This window comes from Pseudomonas sp. BF-R-01 (assembly GCF_019946615.1).
Lineage (GTDB): Bacteria > Pseudomonadota > Gammaproteobacteria > Pseudomonadales > Pseudomonadaceae > Aquipseudomonas > Aquipseudomonas migulae.
Genome location: NZ_JAGYFX010000030.1, coordinates 46,432 through 62,167 on the forward strand (window position 1 = coordinate 46,432; position 15,736 = coordinate 62,167).

Below are 15,736 nucleotides of genomic sequence, written 5' to 3' on the forward strand. Positions count from 1 at the left end.
GAACCTGAAAAATGATCTCGAACCTCTTCAAAGTCTTGCTGATCGGTGGTGCGCTGCTGTTGAGCGGCTGTTCGGGCGTCAGCACCCATAACGACTATTCAGAAGACCTCGAGCCGTCCGCCGGCTTCGGTCCTGGCCCGACCAATAGCCACAGTCAGCTGAACTTCCATGGCAGTGCATTGGGCAGCAGCTTCGGTGAATACGGTTCGGGACTGTTGCACGACGACTGACCGGCAACGGCGCGGTAATCCTGCCGTTGCCTGTTCGCCCAGCTGTTACCTGAAATAAGCCTATTTAGTCTCGGGCGTGGCGATCCACTGGCCTAAAACTTTCTGGTAGTTGCCCGTCACTTTGGCCAGGTGCAGCCATTGATCGACGTACAACTTCCACGTCATGTCGTCTCGCGGCAATAAATAAGCTTTCTCACCGTACTGCATGTACTGGCCTGGATTCACCGCGCACAAACCGGGTTTGAGTTTTTGCTGATACAACGCCTCCGACGCATCGGTGATCATCACATCCGCCTTCTTGTCCAGCAGCTCCTGGAAGATGGTCACGTTGTCGTGAAGGCTCAATTGCGCCTTGGGCAGGAAGGCGTGAACGAACGCTTCGTTGGTGCCGCCGGCCGGTTCGACCAAGCGAACCGAAGGCTGGTTGATTTGCTCGACGGTCTGATACTTCGCCTGATCTTCGCAGCGCACCAACGGGATTTTGCCGTCGACGTCCAGCGTGGTGCTGAAGAAGGCTTTTTTCTGCCGTTCCAGGGTGACGGAGATCCCGCCCATGCCGATGTCGCATTTGCCCGCCAGCATGTCGGGCATCAGGGTTTTCCAGGTGGTCGGTACCCACTCGACCTTGACGCCAAGGCTGTCGGCCAGCGAGCGGGCCATGGCGATGTCGATGCCCGAGTATTCGCCGTTCTCGGCTTTGAACGTGTAGGGCTTGTAATCGCCCGTGGTGCACACGCGTAGTTGGCCTTGCTGAATGACGCTGTCCAGGTGCGATTGTTCGGCCTGGGCGCCGAACGATACTGCGAGCAGGCTACCGAGTATTACTGTGCATTTATTGGTTTTCATGTGTACCCGACTTCCGTGATGGATTGGGGCTGAGAGTACTTAATTTTTCCTGCTGATGGTTATAAGTACTTCGGATTCTGCTGCCCGATTGGCTATTGCGCAGCGGCCTCCATTTCCGGACTCAGCGTTCCCAACCAGGCCACCAGCCCCACAATCAACACCGCGAGCGCCAACTCAACAACCATGCTGCGTCGCAACGCGTTGGCGGCAACTTCGTATTTCCCCTCCCGTAACGACCGCTCCAGAAACGGCCCAAGGTGAAACCGGTTCAACGCGGCGAGCACCAGCATCCCGGCAAACAACCCCACTTTGATAAACAGCAAAATCCCATAGGTACTTAGCAACAAGTCATCAAGCTTCGGCCCGACGATGAACAGGTAATTCACGATGCCCGTGACCGTGATGATGACCACGATCACCGCGCCCACCGATTCAAATCGAGCGACGGCCCGAGCCAGTAACCTGATGCGCTCTGCGGTTTTCAGCGCGTTGATTTTCGCCATCAGCACAAACGCTACCAGCGCACCCAGCCACGCGCCTGCCGCCAGCAGATGCAGAATATCCATCGCAAAATGCCAATAACGACGGCTGCCTTCGTCCATCGCCCCATGACCGCTCCAGGCCAGGCTGGCCAAGGCGATAGCGCCGGCAAAAGACGCAATCAGCAGGCTGAATCCCGGCGCACGGTCATTGAGCGTAACCGCCAAACCGGCGATAACCAGCACGGTGATGCGCGCTGCCCAGGCCAACCCGAAATCCGTCTCGAACACCATCATCTGGACATGCGGGCGCAGCTCGGTGAAGTCCGACTCTCCGCTCATCGCACTCACCATCGTCAGCATGCCCGCCACGGACAACAGCACGCCGAACGCGGCCGTCACCTGAAGGATCGGCCGAAACGGCAGCACCGCCCCGGACACCCGCTCCCGGCCCGCAAGGCTGTAGAGCCCGAACAAACCCAGCCCAAACGGCACCATCAAATCCACATACAACCCAAACCGCAGTGCAATGCTGACCCAGTCGCTCATCAATCACTTCACTTTGAACGTAACGTTGCCGGTGATCGGGTGAGTGTCCGAAGACACCGCGCGCCATTCGACTTTGTAGCTGCCGGCGGGCAACGGCGAGAGCGGGGTGATGAGCATGGTTTTCGGGTCGCTGCCGCCGGTGACTTTGGCTTTCATCGACATCGGGGAATGCGCCATGCCTGGCATTTCGGTCATGACCAGTTTCGCGCCGGAAAACTGGGTCATGAGGCTTTCGGAAAAGTGCAGTTCGATCGTGCTCGGTGCCGCGCCATCCGCACCTTCGGCCGGTGTGGAGGAGAGCAGTTTCGGGTGCGCCTGAGCCAGTGTGCTCATGAGCAAGCCGATGACAACAGCGGTGGTTTTCATTGTGCGCATGCAAGGCCTCTTTACCGCTCGAAGCGGTTTTTTTTGATGGTGATGTGAGTGCGATCAGAACCACAGCCGAACGCCGAGAACGACGCGTGCTTCACTGCGATCCTCGCCATCATCTTTGGCGAAATCGGCGGTTTTGCCGTAGGTGCGGTTCCAGGTCACGCCGATGTAGGGGGCGATTTCCCGGCGAATTTCATAGCGCAACCGCAGTCCGGCTTCGGTGTTGGAGAGCCCGGAACCAATGCCCCGCTGCGGATCGTTTTTGCCGTAAATGTTCAGCTCGGCGGTCGGCTGCAAAATGAGCCGGTTGGTCAGCAGGATGTCGTAGTCACCTTCCAGCCGCACCGCGCTCTGGCCGCCTTCGCCGATGAACGCCGTGGCTTCGGCTTCGAAGTTGTACAGCGCCATGCCTTGCACGCCGAACGCGGCCCAGGTTTGCGGGGCGCCGGGTTTGAAGTCCTGGCGCACGCCGCTCACCACATCCCACCACGGCGAGATCGCGTGACCCCATAGCGCCTGGACTTCCGCGTCTTCGGTTTTGCCGTTGCTGCGCTCGCCTTCGGATCGCAGCCACAGGCGATCGATATCACCGCCGATCCATCCCGATAAATCCCAGGCCAGCGCGCTGCCGTCGTCGGCGTCCTGCCATTCGAGTTTGTCGGCGAGGAAGTAGTGATTGAGTGCAGAATCATGCACGTTATGGCCGCCGGGGCTGACAAACACGGCGGCGCGGTCGGCATCGGTCAGCGGCGGGGTCGGCGTGCGGCTTTCAGTGGGTGCGGCGGGCTGCATCTGGCCGTCGTCCATGCTTTGCATCTGGCTATGGTCCATGCCCTGCATCTGGCCATGATCCATGCCCGGCATCTGGCTGTGATCCATGTTCTGCATGTCGCTGGTGGCGGCGCTCGCCGAAGAAAGCGTCAGGCCCGTTGTGCAAACGGCGAGAAAAATCGATGTAAGTCTGGTCATGGGTAGCGCCTCATTCTTCCACGCGAACTTCACGGAACATGCCCATTTCCATGTGGTACAGGAGGTGGCAGTGATAGGCCCAGCGGCCGAGTGCGTCGGCGGTCACCCGGTAACTGCGTCGGGAGCCGGGGGGCATGTCGATGGTGTGTTTGCGCACCATGAACTCGCCGTTCTCGTCTTCGAGGTCGCTCCACATGCCGTGCAGGTGGATGGGGTGGGTCATCATCGTGTCGTTGACCAGCACGATGCGCACGCGCTCGCCGTACTTGAGGCGCAGCGGTTCGGCATCGGAGAATTTCACGCCGTTGAACGACCACGCGAACTTTTCCATGTGGCCGGTGAGGTGCAGTTCGAGGGTGCGGCCCGGGTCGCGGCCGTCCGGGTCTTCGAAGGTGCTGCGCAGGTCGGAATAGGTCAGGACGCGGCGGCCGTTGTTGCGCAAGCCAAGGCCGGGATCGTCGAGTTTCGGCGAGGTGCTCATGGCTTGCATGTCCACCAGCGGGTTGTCGTTTTCCGTCGCGGGATGCGCTTGCATGCCACCCATCGCACTGTGGTCCATGCCGGCCATGCTGCCGTGATCCATCCCGCCCATGCCCATGTCGTCCATGCTCACCAACGGTCGCGGATCGAGTGCAGGCACAGGCGCGGACAAACCCGCCTTCATCGCCAGCGTGCCGCGCGCATAACCGGTGCGATCCATCGACTGGGCGAACACGGTATAAGCGTCCTGCGTCGGCTCGACAATCACATCAAAGGTCTCGGCCACCGCAATGCGGAATTCATCGACGCTCACCGGTTTGACATGCAGCCCGTCCGCCGCGACCACCGTCATTTTCAGGCCGGGAATGCGCACGTCGAAGTAGGTCATGGCCGAACCGTTGATAAACCGCAGTCGCAGTTTTTCACCTGGCCGGAACACGCCCGTCCAGTTCGAGTCCGGCGCCTGGCCGTTCATTAAATAGGTGTAAGTGGCGCCGCTGACGTCGGCGAGGTCTGTGGGATTCATCTTCATTTCGGCCCACATCTTTCGATCGGCGACCGTGGCGGCCCAACCGTTTTTGCTGACGTCGTCGATGAAATCGCCCACGGTGCGCTTGTTGTAGTTGTAGTAATCGGATTGCTTTTTCAGGGTGTTCATCAGGCTGGCCGCGTCTTCGTCGGTCCAGTCGGTCAGCATCACCACGTAATCGCGGTCGTACTCAAAGGGTTCCGGCTCCTTGGCGTCGATCACCAGCGGGCCGTAAACGCCGGACTGCTCCTGAAGGCCCGAATGGCTGTGATACCAGTAAGTGCCGTTCTGCCGGACCTGAAATTGATAGACGTACACGCCGCCCGGTTCGATGCCGTGAAAACTCAGGCCCGGCACGCCGTCCATGTTGGCCGGCAGCAAAATGCCGTGCCAGTGAATGGAGGTGGTTTCCTTGAGCCGGTTCTTCACCCGCAGCGTGACCGTGTCGCCTTCACGCCAGCGCAGCAGCGGGCCGGGAATGCCGCCGTTGATGGTCATCGCGGTGCGCGGATTGCCGGTGATGTTGACCGGGGTTTCGCCGATGAACAGCTCGAAATCGCTGCCGGTGAGCATCTGCGGTTCGCCAGGACGGGGGAGCGCCCACACAGGCGTGCGCCATAACCCGAGGCCGCCGAGCAATCCGCCCGCGGCCAGCCCCTTTACGAAGGTGCGTCTTGAAGTGTTGGAGTGCATGCCGTTTTTATTCCCGGTCCGTCAGTTGGGAGACAACTTGACGACGAGGCTAACGGGCGATGCCTTTCAGCAGACTGAAGCGGGGATTACAGTTTTGACAGTTTCAACGTGGTGTTCAACGGTTGGTGGAAGGCTTGGCGGTCGACGCCACCGTCCTGCTACCGCAATTGATATACGAAGACTTTTTCAGCCAGCGCTGATCCGGGTAGTACGAAAACAACAGTTGGCCGTCTTTCATCGAGTCAATCAGCTTGTGCGCAATCGCCGGCCGTACCGCCGGGCAACCGAGGCTGCGGCCAATCCGCCCGTTTGCCCGTGCAAGCACCGGGCTGACATAAGGCGCGCCATGAATGACGATCGCCCGGTCGAAGGCGTTGTCGTTGAAGCCCGGTTCGAGTCCTTCCATGCGCAACGAATAACCGTTCTGCCCGACGTAACTTGACTGCGTGCGATACAAGCCCAGGCTGGTGGCGAAGCTTTCGTTTTGATTGGAAAACTTGACCGCCATGTTCTCGCCGCTGTTGCGACCGTGGGCAACCAATTCGTGAAACAGTAATTTGCGCTGTTTAAGGTCAAACACCCAAAGGCGTTGTTCGGTGGAGGGCAGGGAGTAATCGATGACGGCAAGTCTTTGGACAGGTGCGGCACCTTGGGCCAAGCTGCATTGAGAGGCACGGACGGCCAGTGCAATCACCTTGGCGTTAGCGTTTGGAGCGGCTTTGACCAAAGCGGCTTCAAGTGAGTCGGCGTAGGCTGCCGTGACTGACGTTGAACTCAGCAGCAGGGCCGTAATTAGGAAGCCGAAGCGGTCTAGCGCCATATGCGTGTCTCATCATGATTGTTTCGAGTCTAGCAGCGAGAGCGCGGCTAGCCGGTGAATGCGGGAGATTAAGGATTATCCATGGGGCAGTTAACAAGGTTATTCGTCATAAGCCGTGTATTTTTTATGGGCTTTCTGATCAGCGGTGCAGCGATTGCGCAAACTTCGCCGATCGAGCAGTCATCTACATCTATCAACGCCAGTGAGGCTGCAGTGGATGACATCGTCGGTCAGACGATTCAAAGCATGCTGGCGCCGTTGGCTTCGGCGTTTCCGCCGCTGCTCACATCCCCCAGGCATCAACGGGTAGACGTCAACCGTGTGGTCATGGATTTCTATATGCATCGCAGCTATCGCGCAGCGTGGACACAAGACAGTGATGTCGCCCAGTTGCTGAAAAGCCTGGGCAACACGCAAGCGGATGGTCTGGAGCCGGCAGATTTTCATATTGATGAATTGGCCAAGGCACGAGCGTCGATGCAAACCCCGGCGCAGCGGGCGAGTTTCGATGTCGTCGCCACGCGGACGTTCATCGCCGCGCTCCTGCAATTGCGGCGCGGCAAAGTCGACCCTTCGCGCCTGGACATTCATTGGAATTTCGACCCGGTCGGCGTCGATCCGCGTGAAGACGTGAACACCTTCTTCGCCGCCCTCGACAGCCATGACGTCGCCCGGGCATTTGCTCAAGCGCCACCGCAAGAAGCGGTTTATGGCAGCTTGCGCATGGGTTTGGCACAACTGCGCAAGGTCCGGGATGCGGGTGGCTGGCCGAAGGTTGCCGAAGACAAGTCGCTCAAGCCTGGTATGGACGAACCTGCGGTCGCGCAGCTGCGAGCCCGTTTGGCGGCCGGTGGTTATCTGGCCCCACAGTTGAAACCACGTAGCGACTACGACGCTGTCGTCACCGCGGCGGTCAAAAAGTATCAAGCCGAACAATACCTGGGCGCGGACGGTGTCGCCGGGGCGGCGACGCTCGCGGCGTTGAATGTGTCGGTTGATGCGCGGATCGACCAGGTTCGGGTGAACATGGAGCGTGCGCGTTGGTTGCTGTACAAACTTCAGGGCACTTTTGTCATCGTTGACATAGCTGGTTACAAAGTTGCGCTCTACCGCGACGGCAAGCCGATCTGGCGTTCTCGTGTGCAAGTCGGCAAACCGTTTCGCAGTACGCCGGTGTTCCAGTCAGAGATTACTTACGTCACGTTCAACCCTACCTGGACCGTGCCCCCGACCATTCTGGTCAAGGACATGCTGCCCAAGATTCAGAAAAATCCCGGCTACCTTGCCGCCAACCGAATCAAGCCCATTGACCGTGAAGGGAACTTGCTCGACCCATCGACGGTCGATTGGTCCAACCCGCGCGGCGTTACGCTGCGACAGGATGCCGGACCGGACAACTCGCTGGGCCAGGTTGTGATCCGGTTTCCCAATGAATACGCGATTTATCTGCACGACACGCCGCATCGCGAGTTGTTTGCTCAATCTCGCCGCGCTACCAGTTCAGGCTGCATCCGGGTCGAGAACCCGCTGCAGTTGGTGGAGCTGTTGTTCAACGATCCGGTGCATTGGAACAGCGCCGGGATCCAGGCGCAGTTGGCCAACGGCAAGACTGAAAACATCCGGCTTCCCGTCAAGGTGCCGGTGCTGTTGGCTTACTGGACGGTGGACCTGAGTAATGATGGTCGCGTGATGTTCAAGCCCGATGTCTACGGGTACGACTCTGCGGTTCTGCGGGGATTGAATCTGCGTTCGGAACTGCCTGCTCCGCAATGGCAGCAGGCAGGACCGCCTGCGCTGGCGGCCGGGCAAAAAAGCACTGGCGAGTAGCAGGGCGCCACAGTTGTTGAGGGCGGTTCCTGTTCATTCGGCGAAGCCAGTCCGCAGCGGCTGCAGCGACGCGGTTTGCGCCATGGTTGAAAACTACCACAATGAAAAAGACCCAAAGGAACAGGGACAGTGAAGATGGATGTTGTGCCAGAAAACTCGGTACCCATTGCAGGTTTGCCTCATGTGCATGACCTCGATGAGTGCCGCAACATTCAAAAAGGGCCGGTGTTCATCATTGCCTCGGGGGCAACCGCCAAGGATTTTCCGCTGGAGAACTACGCAGACATTCCGATGATCACCATGAACGGGGCCATCTCGAAGTTCATCGGTACCGATATCAAGCCGTTCTTTTATGCCTGCACCGACATTGCCTTTTACCGGGAGCAGCCCGAATTGCTGGCGGCGGGGATGCACCTCAGTGAACGGGTTGTCGTGTGGGAAGAGCACATCCGGCGTTCGGCCGTGATGCCCGAAGGGGACCTGTACCTGCTGACCAAGGCGCCCAAGCTTTCCTGGAGTGACCTGGTCTTCAGGGGTGATAAGGAACTCATCAGAAGTCGCAGGCTTGGAAACGGTCGCAACAGAACCCTGGGGTTCAGCAAGAACCTCAAGCGCGGCTTTTTTGATGCGCGCACGGTGGCCTATCTGGCGCTGCAAATTGCCTACCACGCAGGTTTTAATAAGGTGTTTCTGGTGGGTGTCGACTTGAATCAGTCAGTGCGGCGTTTTTATGAAGAAGATGATGCCGACGCATCACCGTGCATGCTCGATCAGCATTTTTTTACGAGAATTCTGCCCTCGTTCAAAATCCTGTCGAAGTACGTCGTGAATGATGATTTTCAGGTTTACAACTTGTCCGGCTCTTCAAGGATTCCTGGCGAACTTATTCCCCGGGTGACGTTGGATGAAGTCGACAGGATGCTCTAAGGATTACCTGTGCTTCATGAATGTGGGTGCTCTTGAGGCACCCGTTTTTTTGCGCGAGCTTCAACCGGTGTCAACCGTTCGGTACCTGCACGCAGTCTTCTTGCTCATGCCTTGCCCAGCTCCTCCTGCAAAAACGCCACCAAGGCACGTTGCAATCCAGTCAACGTGCCTTCCCGGCTGATCAGCGCCAACTCGGTCGGCGGCAGTTCGGGCAGATCGCTGCACACGCGATGCTCAGGCAACACCGCCGAAGCGGGCAGCACCGACACGCCCAACCCGGAGGCCACCGCCGCCTGAATGCCCGTCAGGCTGTGACTGCCAAACGCAACGCGCCAGGGCCGCTGCGCCACATCCAGCAGACGGATCGCCCGTTGCCGATAAATGCAGCCCTGTGGGAACAGGGCCAAGGGCAATACCCCGTTGGCCGAGTCGACCCCCGCACCCTTGACCCACACCAGCGTTTCCGGCCACGCCGCCCAGCAGGGGCCGCTGTCCGGTTCGCGTTTGACCACGGCAATATCGAGGGTGCCCGCCGCGAGTTTTTGCTTGAGATCGGTGCTCATGCCGCTGACGGTTTCCAGGCGCGCTTCAGGCCTGGCCCGGTTGAAGCCGGCAAGGATCACGGCTATGCGCCGGGCATCGAAATCTTCCGGTACGCCGATGCGCAGGATTTCCAGGTCGAGGTCGCTGGCCAAGGCTTCCACTGCCTCCGAGGACAGGGCCAGCAAGCGCCGTGCGTAGTGAATCAGCATCTCGCCATGCTCGGTCACGCTGATGTTCTGCCCGGTTCGGTCACGCAACAGCAGCGCATGCCCGACCAGTTCTTCGAGTTTGCGCACCTGTTGGCTTACGGTGGATTGGGTCCGGTGCACGCGTTCGGCGGCGCGGGTGAAGCTGCCTTCGTCCGCCACGCAAACGAAGGTCTTGAGCAATTCGAGATCGAGCATGGCGGCCTCTTGATATTCGATTTATCACTGACATGTCGTTATTAATTTAATTTCACACTATCACTGATCGCTCTTAACCTGAAGATCACCCTTCAGAGGAAACGAACATGACACTCACAATCACCCCGCGCCCCAAGTGGCTGACCTTCGATTGCTACGGCACGTTGATTCAGTGGGATGAGGGCTTGAAAGCCGTGGTGGCGGACATCTTGCGCGACAAGGGGGATCACAGCGTTGATGTCGATCGCCTGATCGAGGTGTACGACCGGCATGAACACCGGCTGGAACAGATGCCGCCGCATCGCTCGTTCCGTGAGTTGAGCACTAGCGGGTTGCATCTCGCCCTGGAAGAACTGGCGTTGGCGAGTGCCCCCGAAGACAGTCTGCGCCTGGCCGCGGCGATCCCGCGGATGCCGCCGTTTCCGGAAGTGATCGAGACCCTCGCCCGGCTCAAGGCGATGGGTTTCAAGCTGTGCATTGTGTCCAACACCGATGACGACATCATCGCCGGCAACGTTGCGCAACTGGGCGGGCACATCGATCGGGTGATCACCGCGCAGCAGGCCGGTGCTTACAAGCCGGATCCGCGACTGTTCGACTACGCTCACGAGCAACTGGGCGTGACACGTGATCAAGTGGTGCACATCTGCGCCAGCCCGACGCTGGACCACACCGCCGCGCGGGACATGCACTTTCGCTGCGTGTGGGTCGATCGCGGCACCGGTCGGCAATTGCTGCCGGACTACCAGCCCGATGCGACAGTAAACACGCTGGATCAAGTCGTGCCCTTGTTCAAATCCCTTGGCTGGTAAACCCGGAGTCATTGCCATGGCACACACCCTTGCAGGTGGTTCCCGTCCCACCCGTTACACCGAGCTGAATCTGGATTCGCAGGCGGCCATCACCGCGCGCACGGAACTGGCAGCGTGCTTCCAGCTCGCGGCGCTGCACGGTCTGGAGGAGGGGATCTGCAACCACTTTTCCGCGATGGTGCCGGGCCGGGATGATCTGTTTTTTGTGAACCCCTACGGTTATGCCTTCGAAGAAGTCAGCGCTGAAAATCTTCTGGTTTGCGACTTTCACGGCAATGTCGTGGCCGGCGAAGGGCAACCTGAAGCGACCGCGTTTTACATTCACGCCCGCCTGCACCAACAGCTGCCAAGGGTGAAAGTGGCGTTTCATACGCACATGCCTCACGCCACGGCGTTATGTTTGCTGCAAGGCCCACCGCTGTTGTGGCTGGGGCAGACGGCATTGAAATTTTACGGCCGCACGGCGGTGGACGAGGACTACAACGGCCTGGCCCTCGATGAATCCGAAGGCGACCGGATCGCCAGTGTCATGGGCAATGCCGACATTCTGTTTCTGAAAAACCATGGTGTGATTGTCGCCGGACCGACCATCGCCGAGGCGTGGGATGATCTGTATTACCTCGAACGTGCCGCCCAGGTGCAACTGATGGCGATGGCGACCCAGCGCGATCTCAAGCCTGTGCCCGAGCCGATTGCCCGGCGCGCCTACGAACAAATGCGCCTGGGGGATGCCGAAAGCGCGCGGGCGCATTTGCACAGTGCGATGCGCAGACTGTCCAAAGGACGATTGCCCCTCACTACGGCGTAGACTAAGCTCGCAAAATATAAGGGTTTTGGGCCTTCGCCCATGCCTTACCCTTGCAGGATGAGCTTTGCCTAATCTCCAAAACGACCCGCACATCGCCACTGGCGTTGCTTTGAAACGGTTACCGCTGCGCAAGGCAGCGATGCTGTTCATTGCTGTGGTGTGCCTGTGCCTGTGCGGTTTGCTTTACCTGCAACTGGAGCAATCGCGCCGGCACGATCTGGCCGTGGCCGAAGTGGCGTCATCGAACCTGACGCGAGCCATGGCGCAGCAAGCCGAAGACACCTTCATGAAAGCCGACCTGGTGTTGACCAGTCTGGTTGACTGGATTCAGGCCGACGGCTACGGTCCGCCGCAGCGCCCACGTCTTCAGAAAACGTTCGCCCAGCGGGTGCAGGCGCTGAATCAATTGCACGGGATCTTGCTGTTTGACCAGAAGGGCCAGTGGATCGTGACCTCTTTTGCGGATCTGCCTCGTGGTCGAGGCGTGGCGGACCGCGAATACTTTATGTATCACCAGCAGAACGTATCGTCCGTGGCGCACATCGGGCCGGCCATTCGCAGTCGTGAGAATGGCGAGTGGATCATTCCCGTCTCCAAGCGCATCAACGATAAAAACGGCCATTTCCAGGGCGTGTTGCTGGCCGGCATCAAGATGTCCTACTTCGACCAGTTCTTCAAAAGCTTCAGCCTTGATGACAATGGCTCGATGTTTTTGGGGCTGACCGACGGGACGTTGCTGGCGCGCCGGCCGTTTGTCGAAGCGCAGATTGGCTCGTCGTTGGCCAATGGCGAGATCTTTCAGACGTTGCTGCCCAACGCGCCCTCCGGCAATGCAACGTTCCGTTCGGTGGTCGACGGCACCGTGCGGTTGTATGGCTACCGACAGCTCGACGCCTATCCGCTGGTGGTGTCGGCGGCATCGTCCAGGGATTCGATTCTCAAGGGTTGGTACGACACTGCGTTTCGATCCAGCGTCATCGTTGCCCTTGTCGTGCTGGGCATTGGCTTGTTCGGCTGGGTGTTCGTGCGCCAGGTTCGCCTCGGCGAGCAGGTCGAGGCGGATTTGCGCAAGGCCAAGGAGGCGCTGAAGCTCATCGCGACCCACGACAGCCTGACCGGCCTGGCCAATCGCCGACTGTTCGAGCAGGCGTTGGACATCGAGTTCGGCCGTGGCATCCGTCAGTCGAGCTCATTGAGCCTGATCATGCTCGATATCGATTACTTCAAGCGCTACAACGACGCTTATGGCCACGTGGCGGGGGACCATTGCCTGGCACAAGTGGCACGGGCGGTGAAGAGTTGCTGCCATCGAAAAGCCGATCTGGCGGTGCGGTACGGTGGTGAGGAGTTCGCAGTGTTGCTGCCGGATACCGATATTCACGGTGCGATGCTCATTGCCGAGCATATCCGTCGCGCCGTCATGGCCAAAAACATCAGCCACAGCGGTTCGCCCAACGGTTTCGTCACGGTCAGCCTTGGCTGCTATTCGTTTGTGCCCACGCGGCTGGACAGCACCGAAGTGTTCATCGGGCGTGCGGACGCCGCCTTGTATCAGGCCAAGCATTCAGGGCGAAACCGTTCGGCGGTGCTGTCCATCGACGGCGGGATCGAGGAGTTGATGCGCTCGGATCGTTAAGACGACTCAGGCGCGAGCGGTCTGTGCGGATTAGCGAAGGCTGTAGTCGGCAAGTTTTTGTTCGAGCCGCTGACGTACCATCGGCCATTCATCATCGATGATGCTGAACCGCACCGAGTTGCGCTTGCGTCCGTCCGGCATGATCCGTTCGTGACGCACGATACCTTCCTGTTGCGCGCCGAGCCTGAGGATTGCGTTGCGCGACTTCTGATTGTTCTCGTCGGTGGTGAACTGCACCCGCACGCAGTCCAGCACGTCGAAGGCGTACCGCAGCATCAGGTATTTGGCTTCGGTGTTGACGAAGGTTTTTTGCCAGCGGGCCGAGATCCAGCTGCTGCCGATTTCGAGCTTGCGATTGAGCTGGTCGATTTTCCAGAAGCGCGTCGAACCGATGACCTCGCCGGTGTCCTTGAGCACGATGACGTAGGGCAGAACAGTGCCTGCATCCCGTCCGTCGAGGGCTTTTTTCAGGTAGCTGTGCACCGTGGTCGGGGAGGGCACGACGGTGACAGTCAGGTTCCACAGCTCGCCATCTTCGGCGGCGTGTACCAGCGCATCGGCATCGGCGTATTGCAGTGGGCGCAGGCAGATTCTGTTGCCTTCCAGCGGTGTTTCCATGATGTCGATTTTCTCGGCAGATCAGGCAGGCGTCGGGCGCCTATTACGCCGTAGTTCCGACGGCTGACGCAACTGGCAGGGCTAATCGTCGTGTGGCGATTGGTGAAATCAATTGTCGGTCGTACCGTTTTATCCCTTATACATGGCGGCCATCGGCACAGAGATCTGCGGCCACTGCATAAGGACCGAGCAATGAGCGAGCCACGCCTGAGCAATCTTGCGTTGTACCTGCAAAGCCTGGGTTTCGATGCGCCACCGGCGCCGACCCTGGATACCCTGCGTCAACTGCAACTGCGTCACACCGGCGCATTCCCGTTTGAAAACCTCACCACGCTGTCAGGCGAGCCAGTGCTCATCGATCTGCCGTCCATCGAGCAAAAAGTCCTGCACGATGGTCGTGGTGGTTACTGCTACGAACTGAACAATCTGTTTCTGGCGCTGCTTCAGGCGCTGGGCTTCAATGCCCGTGGCATCTCCGGCCGAGTGGTCATGGGCCAACCCGAGGGCGCGTGGACGGCCAGGACACACCGCTTGAGCCTGGTCATCCTGGATGACGTGCGCTACATCACCGATGTCGGCTTCGGTGGCATGGTGCCTACGGCACCGCTGCTGCTCGATACCCCGGCCGAACAGCGCACGCCCCACGAGCCCTATCGCATCGAGCAACATGCCGATGGCTACACCTTGCGCGCCAACGTTGCGGGTGAGTGGCGGGCGATGTACATCTTCGACCTGCAACGGCAGGAAGACATCGATTTCGCCGTCGGCAACTGGTACGTCTCGACCCACCCCGAATCGTCTTTTGCCAGGCAGTTGATGGTGGCGCGAACGGGAGAAGGCTGGCGGCGCACGCTCAACAACGGCAGTTTTGCGATTCACCGGATGGGCGGCGAGAGCGAACGCCTGCAGGTGACGGATGTGGATGAGCTGGTCGGGTTGCTGGGGCGCGAGTTCGGGATTCGGGTGCCGGAGCACGCAACGCTCAAACAAGTGCTTGCGCGGTTGATCGTGGCGGCGTAGCTCAAGGCTTCATCACGCGATGAATTTCACTGAGCACCTCCGATAGTTTTTTTTCCAGGCTTTTTAGCTCAGCGGCCGTTATCCCTTCTTTGAAATGTCCGGCATTTACAACAGCGGTGTTCGGGATGGCCGCTGCGCTCTTGCTTCCATCGTCGAGCAAGGCCTTGCGCAAGGTGTTGTTGATCACCGTCTGATAACCGAAACCTTCGCTCTCGGCGGCGAGGCGCGCCGCGTCTAACACGACATCGTCGAGCATGATGGTGATGCGGGTTTTGCCTTTGCTCGAGGCAACCGCTCCGCGTTTGGCGTTACTGAAATCGTATTCGTCTTTCATGGTTCAAGCCTCCAGATATCGGCGCCGTTCATTTTTGGTAGCGACGCGCGCGGAAATGATTCGAACGAAATTCGGCTCGCGCCAGGTGTACGCAACGACCAACAATCGACCTTTGGCATCCAGCCCCATGATGATCCACCGCTGCTCATCGTGATGGTTGTCCTCCAGCGAGAGGGCTCTCTCGTCATAAAACACGGCCTCGGTCTCCGCGAGGCTGATCCCTTGGTGCTTTAATTTGTTAGCTGCGTTCTTTGCCTTGTGAAACTGAATCTCGAATGACTTCATTATGCATACTTTATATGTATAAGCGAGAGGCGTCCGTGCCGGCGGTCGCTTGGAATGCCAAAGACTAGCGGGCGGGGGAGAAGGCGCAGGAAGGATGTATTTCAAATGTTTTTTTGGAGGGGGAAACAGCGCAGGGAAAGGACTGCATGGACACATGTCCATAATCTGACTGATGAGTTGTATACAACTCTATAGACATTTGTCCTGAGTCTTGCATACAGTGTGCGCATAACAAAAACCAGGGAACCCCCCAACCATGAAAACGCCCCATGTTTCACACCAACGGCCTGAGGACGAAAACCTCGGTGTCGGCGCGAATATGGCTTACGGCCTGCAACACGTTCTGACCATGTACGGCGGCATTGTCGCGGTGCCTTTGATCATCGGCCAGGCGGCCGGGCTCTCGCCGGCGGACATCGGTTTGTTGATTGCTGCTTCATTGTTTGCGGGGGGCTTGGCAACATTGCTGCAGACCCTCGGTTTACCGTTTTTCGGTTGTCAGTTGCCGCTGGTGCAGGGCGTGTCCTTCTCGGGCGTCGCGACGATGGTGGCGAT

The 15,736-nt window shown here is 59.0% G+C and carries 18 protein-coding genes; 8 read left to right on the plus strand and 10 right to left on the minus strand.

Annotated features, from left to right (window positions below; all coding sequences use genetic code 11):
- The first annotated feature begins 11 nt into the window (after positions 1–11).
- The gene (locus KGB27_RS13780; RefSeq protein ID WP_223554930.1) at positions 12–230 is read left to right on the plus strand and encodes a hypothetical protein; all 219 of its coding nucleotides are present in this window, start codon (positions 12–14) and stop codon (positions 228–230) included.
- Positions 231–290: 60 nt separating this feature from the next.
- Here KGB27_RS13780 and KGB27_RS13785 read toward each other — a convergent pair whose 3' ends face one another.
- The 6 genes from KGB27_RS13785 to KGB27_RS13810 all read right to left on the minus strand — a co-directional run bounded on the left by KGB27_RS13785 (position 291) and on the right by KGB27_RS13810 (position 5,967).
- Positions 291–1,076, minus strand: a complete 786-nt coding sequence (locus tag KGB27_RS13785; RefSeq protein WP_223554932.1) for a transporter substrate-binding domain-containing protein — start codon at positions 1,074–1,076, stop codon at positions 291–293.
- Between the two features lie 92 nt (positions 1,077–1,168).
- On the minus strand, positions 1,169–2,104 hold the full coding sequence (gene copD / locus KGB27_RS13790) for a copper homeostasis membrane protein CopD (protein ID WP_223554934.1): 936 nt from the start codon (positions 2,102–2,104) through the stop codon (positions 1,169–1,171).
- A 3-nt stretch (positions 2,105–2,107) separates the two neighbouring features.
- Positions 2,108–2,479, minus strand: a complete 372-nt coding sequence (gene copC, locus KGB27_RS13795) for a copper homeostasis periplasmic binding protein CopC (protein WP_223554936.1) — start codon at positions 2,477–2,479, stop codon at positions 2,108–2,110.
- A gap of 54 nt (positions 2,480–2,533) precedes the next feature.
- A complete protein-coding gene (locus KGB27_RS13800; RefSeq protein WP_223554938.1) occupies positions 2,534–3,445 on the minus strand; it encodes a copper resistance protein B in 912 nt (303 codons plus the stop codon).
- Between the two features lie 10 nt (positions 3,446–3,455).
- Positions 3,456–5,147 carry a copper resistance system multicopper oxidase gene (locus tag KGB27_RS13805; RefSeq protein ID WP_223554940.1) on the minus strand — a complete coding sequence of 564 codons (1,692 nt, stop codon included), beginning with the start codon at positions 5,145–5,147 and terminating at the stop codon, positions 3,456–3,458.
- Between the two features lie 115 nt (positions 5,148–5,262).
- Positions 5,263–5,967 (minus strand): murein L,D-transpeptidase catalytic domain family protein, encoded by a 705-nt coding sequence (locus tag KGB27_RS13810; protein WP_008037670.1) that lies wholly within the window; start codon positions 5,965–5,967, stop codon positions 5,263–5,265.
- A gap of 81 nt (positions 5,968–6,048) precedes the next feature.
- Here KGB27_RS13810 and KGB27_RS13815 point away from each other — a divergent pair, with 81 nt between their 5' ends.
- Both KGB27_RS13815 and KGB27_RS13820 read left to right on the plus strand, forming a co-directional pair.
- The gene (locus tag KGB27_RS13815; protein WP_223554942.1) at positions 6,049–7,794 is read left to right on the plus strand and encodes a murein L,D-transpeptidase; all 1,746 of its coding nucleotides are present in this window, start codon (positions 6,049–6,051) and stop codon (positions 7,792–7,794) included.
- A 135-nt stretch (positions 7,795–7,929) separates the two neighbouring features.
- Positions 7,930–8,721 (plus strand): lipopolysaccharide biosynthesis protein, encoded by a 792-nt coding sequence (locus tag KGB27_RS13820; RefSeq protein ID WP_223554958.1) that lies wholly within the window; start codon positions 7,930–7,932, stop codon positions 8,719–8,721.
- Between the two features lie 104 nt (positions 8,722–8,825).
- Here KGB27_RS13820 and KGB27_RS13825 read toward each other — a convergent pair whose 3' ends face one another.
- Positions 8,826–9,668: a LysR substrate-binding domain-containing protein gene (locus KGB27_RS13825; protein WP_223554944.1), complete on the minus strand. Its 843-nt coding sequence runs from the start codon at positions 9,666–9,668 to the stop codon at positions 8,826–8,828.
- 107 nt (positions 9,669–9,775) lie between these two features.
- Here KGB27_RS13825 and KGB27_RS13830 point away from each other — a divergent pair, with 107 nt between their 5' ends.
- From KGB27_RS13830 to KGB27_RS13840, 3 genes are all read left to right on the plus strand, one after another.
- Positions 9,776–10,480 carry a haloacid dehalogenase type II gene (locus KGB27_RS13830; RefSeq protein ID WP_223554946.1) on the plus strand — a complete coding sequence of 235 codons (705 nt, stop codon included), beginning with the start codon at positions 9,776–9,778 and terminating at the stop codon, positions 10,478–10,480.
- A gap of 16 nt (positions 10,481–10,496) precedes the next feature.
- On the plus strand, positions 10,497–11,288 hold the full coding sequence (locus KGB27_RS13835) for an aldolase (protein WP_008028340.1): 792 nt from the start codon (positions 10,497–10,499) through the stop codon (positions 11,286–11,288).
- Positions 11,289–11,352: 64 nt separating this feature from the next.
- Complete coding sequence (locus tag KGB27_RS13840) at positions 11,353–12,924, plus strand: GGDEF domain-containing protein (RefSeq protein WP_223554948.1); 1,572 nt, start codon at positions 11,353–11,355, stop codon at positions 12,922–12,924.
- Positions 12,925–12,954: 30 nt separating this feature from the next.
- On the opposite strand, the gene KGB27_RS13845 is transcribed toward KGB27_RS13840, so the two are convergent.
- Positions 12,955–13,542 (minus strand): GNAT family N-acetyltransferase, encoded by a 588-nt coding sequence (locus KGB27_RS13845; protein WP_223554950.1) that lies wholly within the window; start codon positions 13,540–13,542, stop codon positions 12,955–12,957.
- Positions 13,543–13,734: 192 nt separating this feature from the next.
- Between KGB27_RS13845 and KGB27_RS13850 the strand changes: the two genes are divergently transcribed.
- A complete protein-coding gene (locus KGB27_RS13850; protein WP_223554952.1) occupies positions 13,735–14,562 on the plus strand; it encodes an arylamine N-acetyltransferase family protein in 828 nt (275 codons plus the stop codon).
- A 1-nt stretch (position 14,563) separates the two neighbouring features.
- Here the strand turns inward: KGB27_RS13850 and KGB27_RS13855 are convergent, their stop codons facing one another.
- The gene (locus KGB27_RS13855; protein WP_192416865.1) at positions 14,564–14,896 is read right to left on the minus strand and encodes a BrnA antitoxin family protein; all 333 of its coding nucleotides are present in this window, start codon (positions 14,894–14,896) and stop codon (positions 14,564–14,566) included.
- Positions 14,897–14,899: 3 nt separating this feature from the next.
- Positions 14,900–15,181: a BrnT family toxin gene (locus KGB27_RS13860; RefSeq protein ID WP_008037659.1), complete on the minus strand. Its 282-nt coding sequence runs from the start codon at positions 15,179–15,181 to the stop codon at positions 14,900–14,902.
- Positions 15,182–15,437: 256 nt separating this feature from the next.
- On the opposite strand from KGB27_RS13860, the gene KGB27_RS13865 reads away from it, so the two are divergent.
- Positions 15,438–15,736 (plus strand): solute carrier family 23 protein (locus KGB27_RS13865; RefSeq protein ID WP_317850707.1); only part of this gene is annotated, 299 nt, incomplete at its 3' end.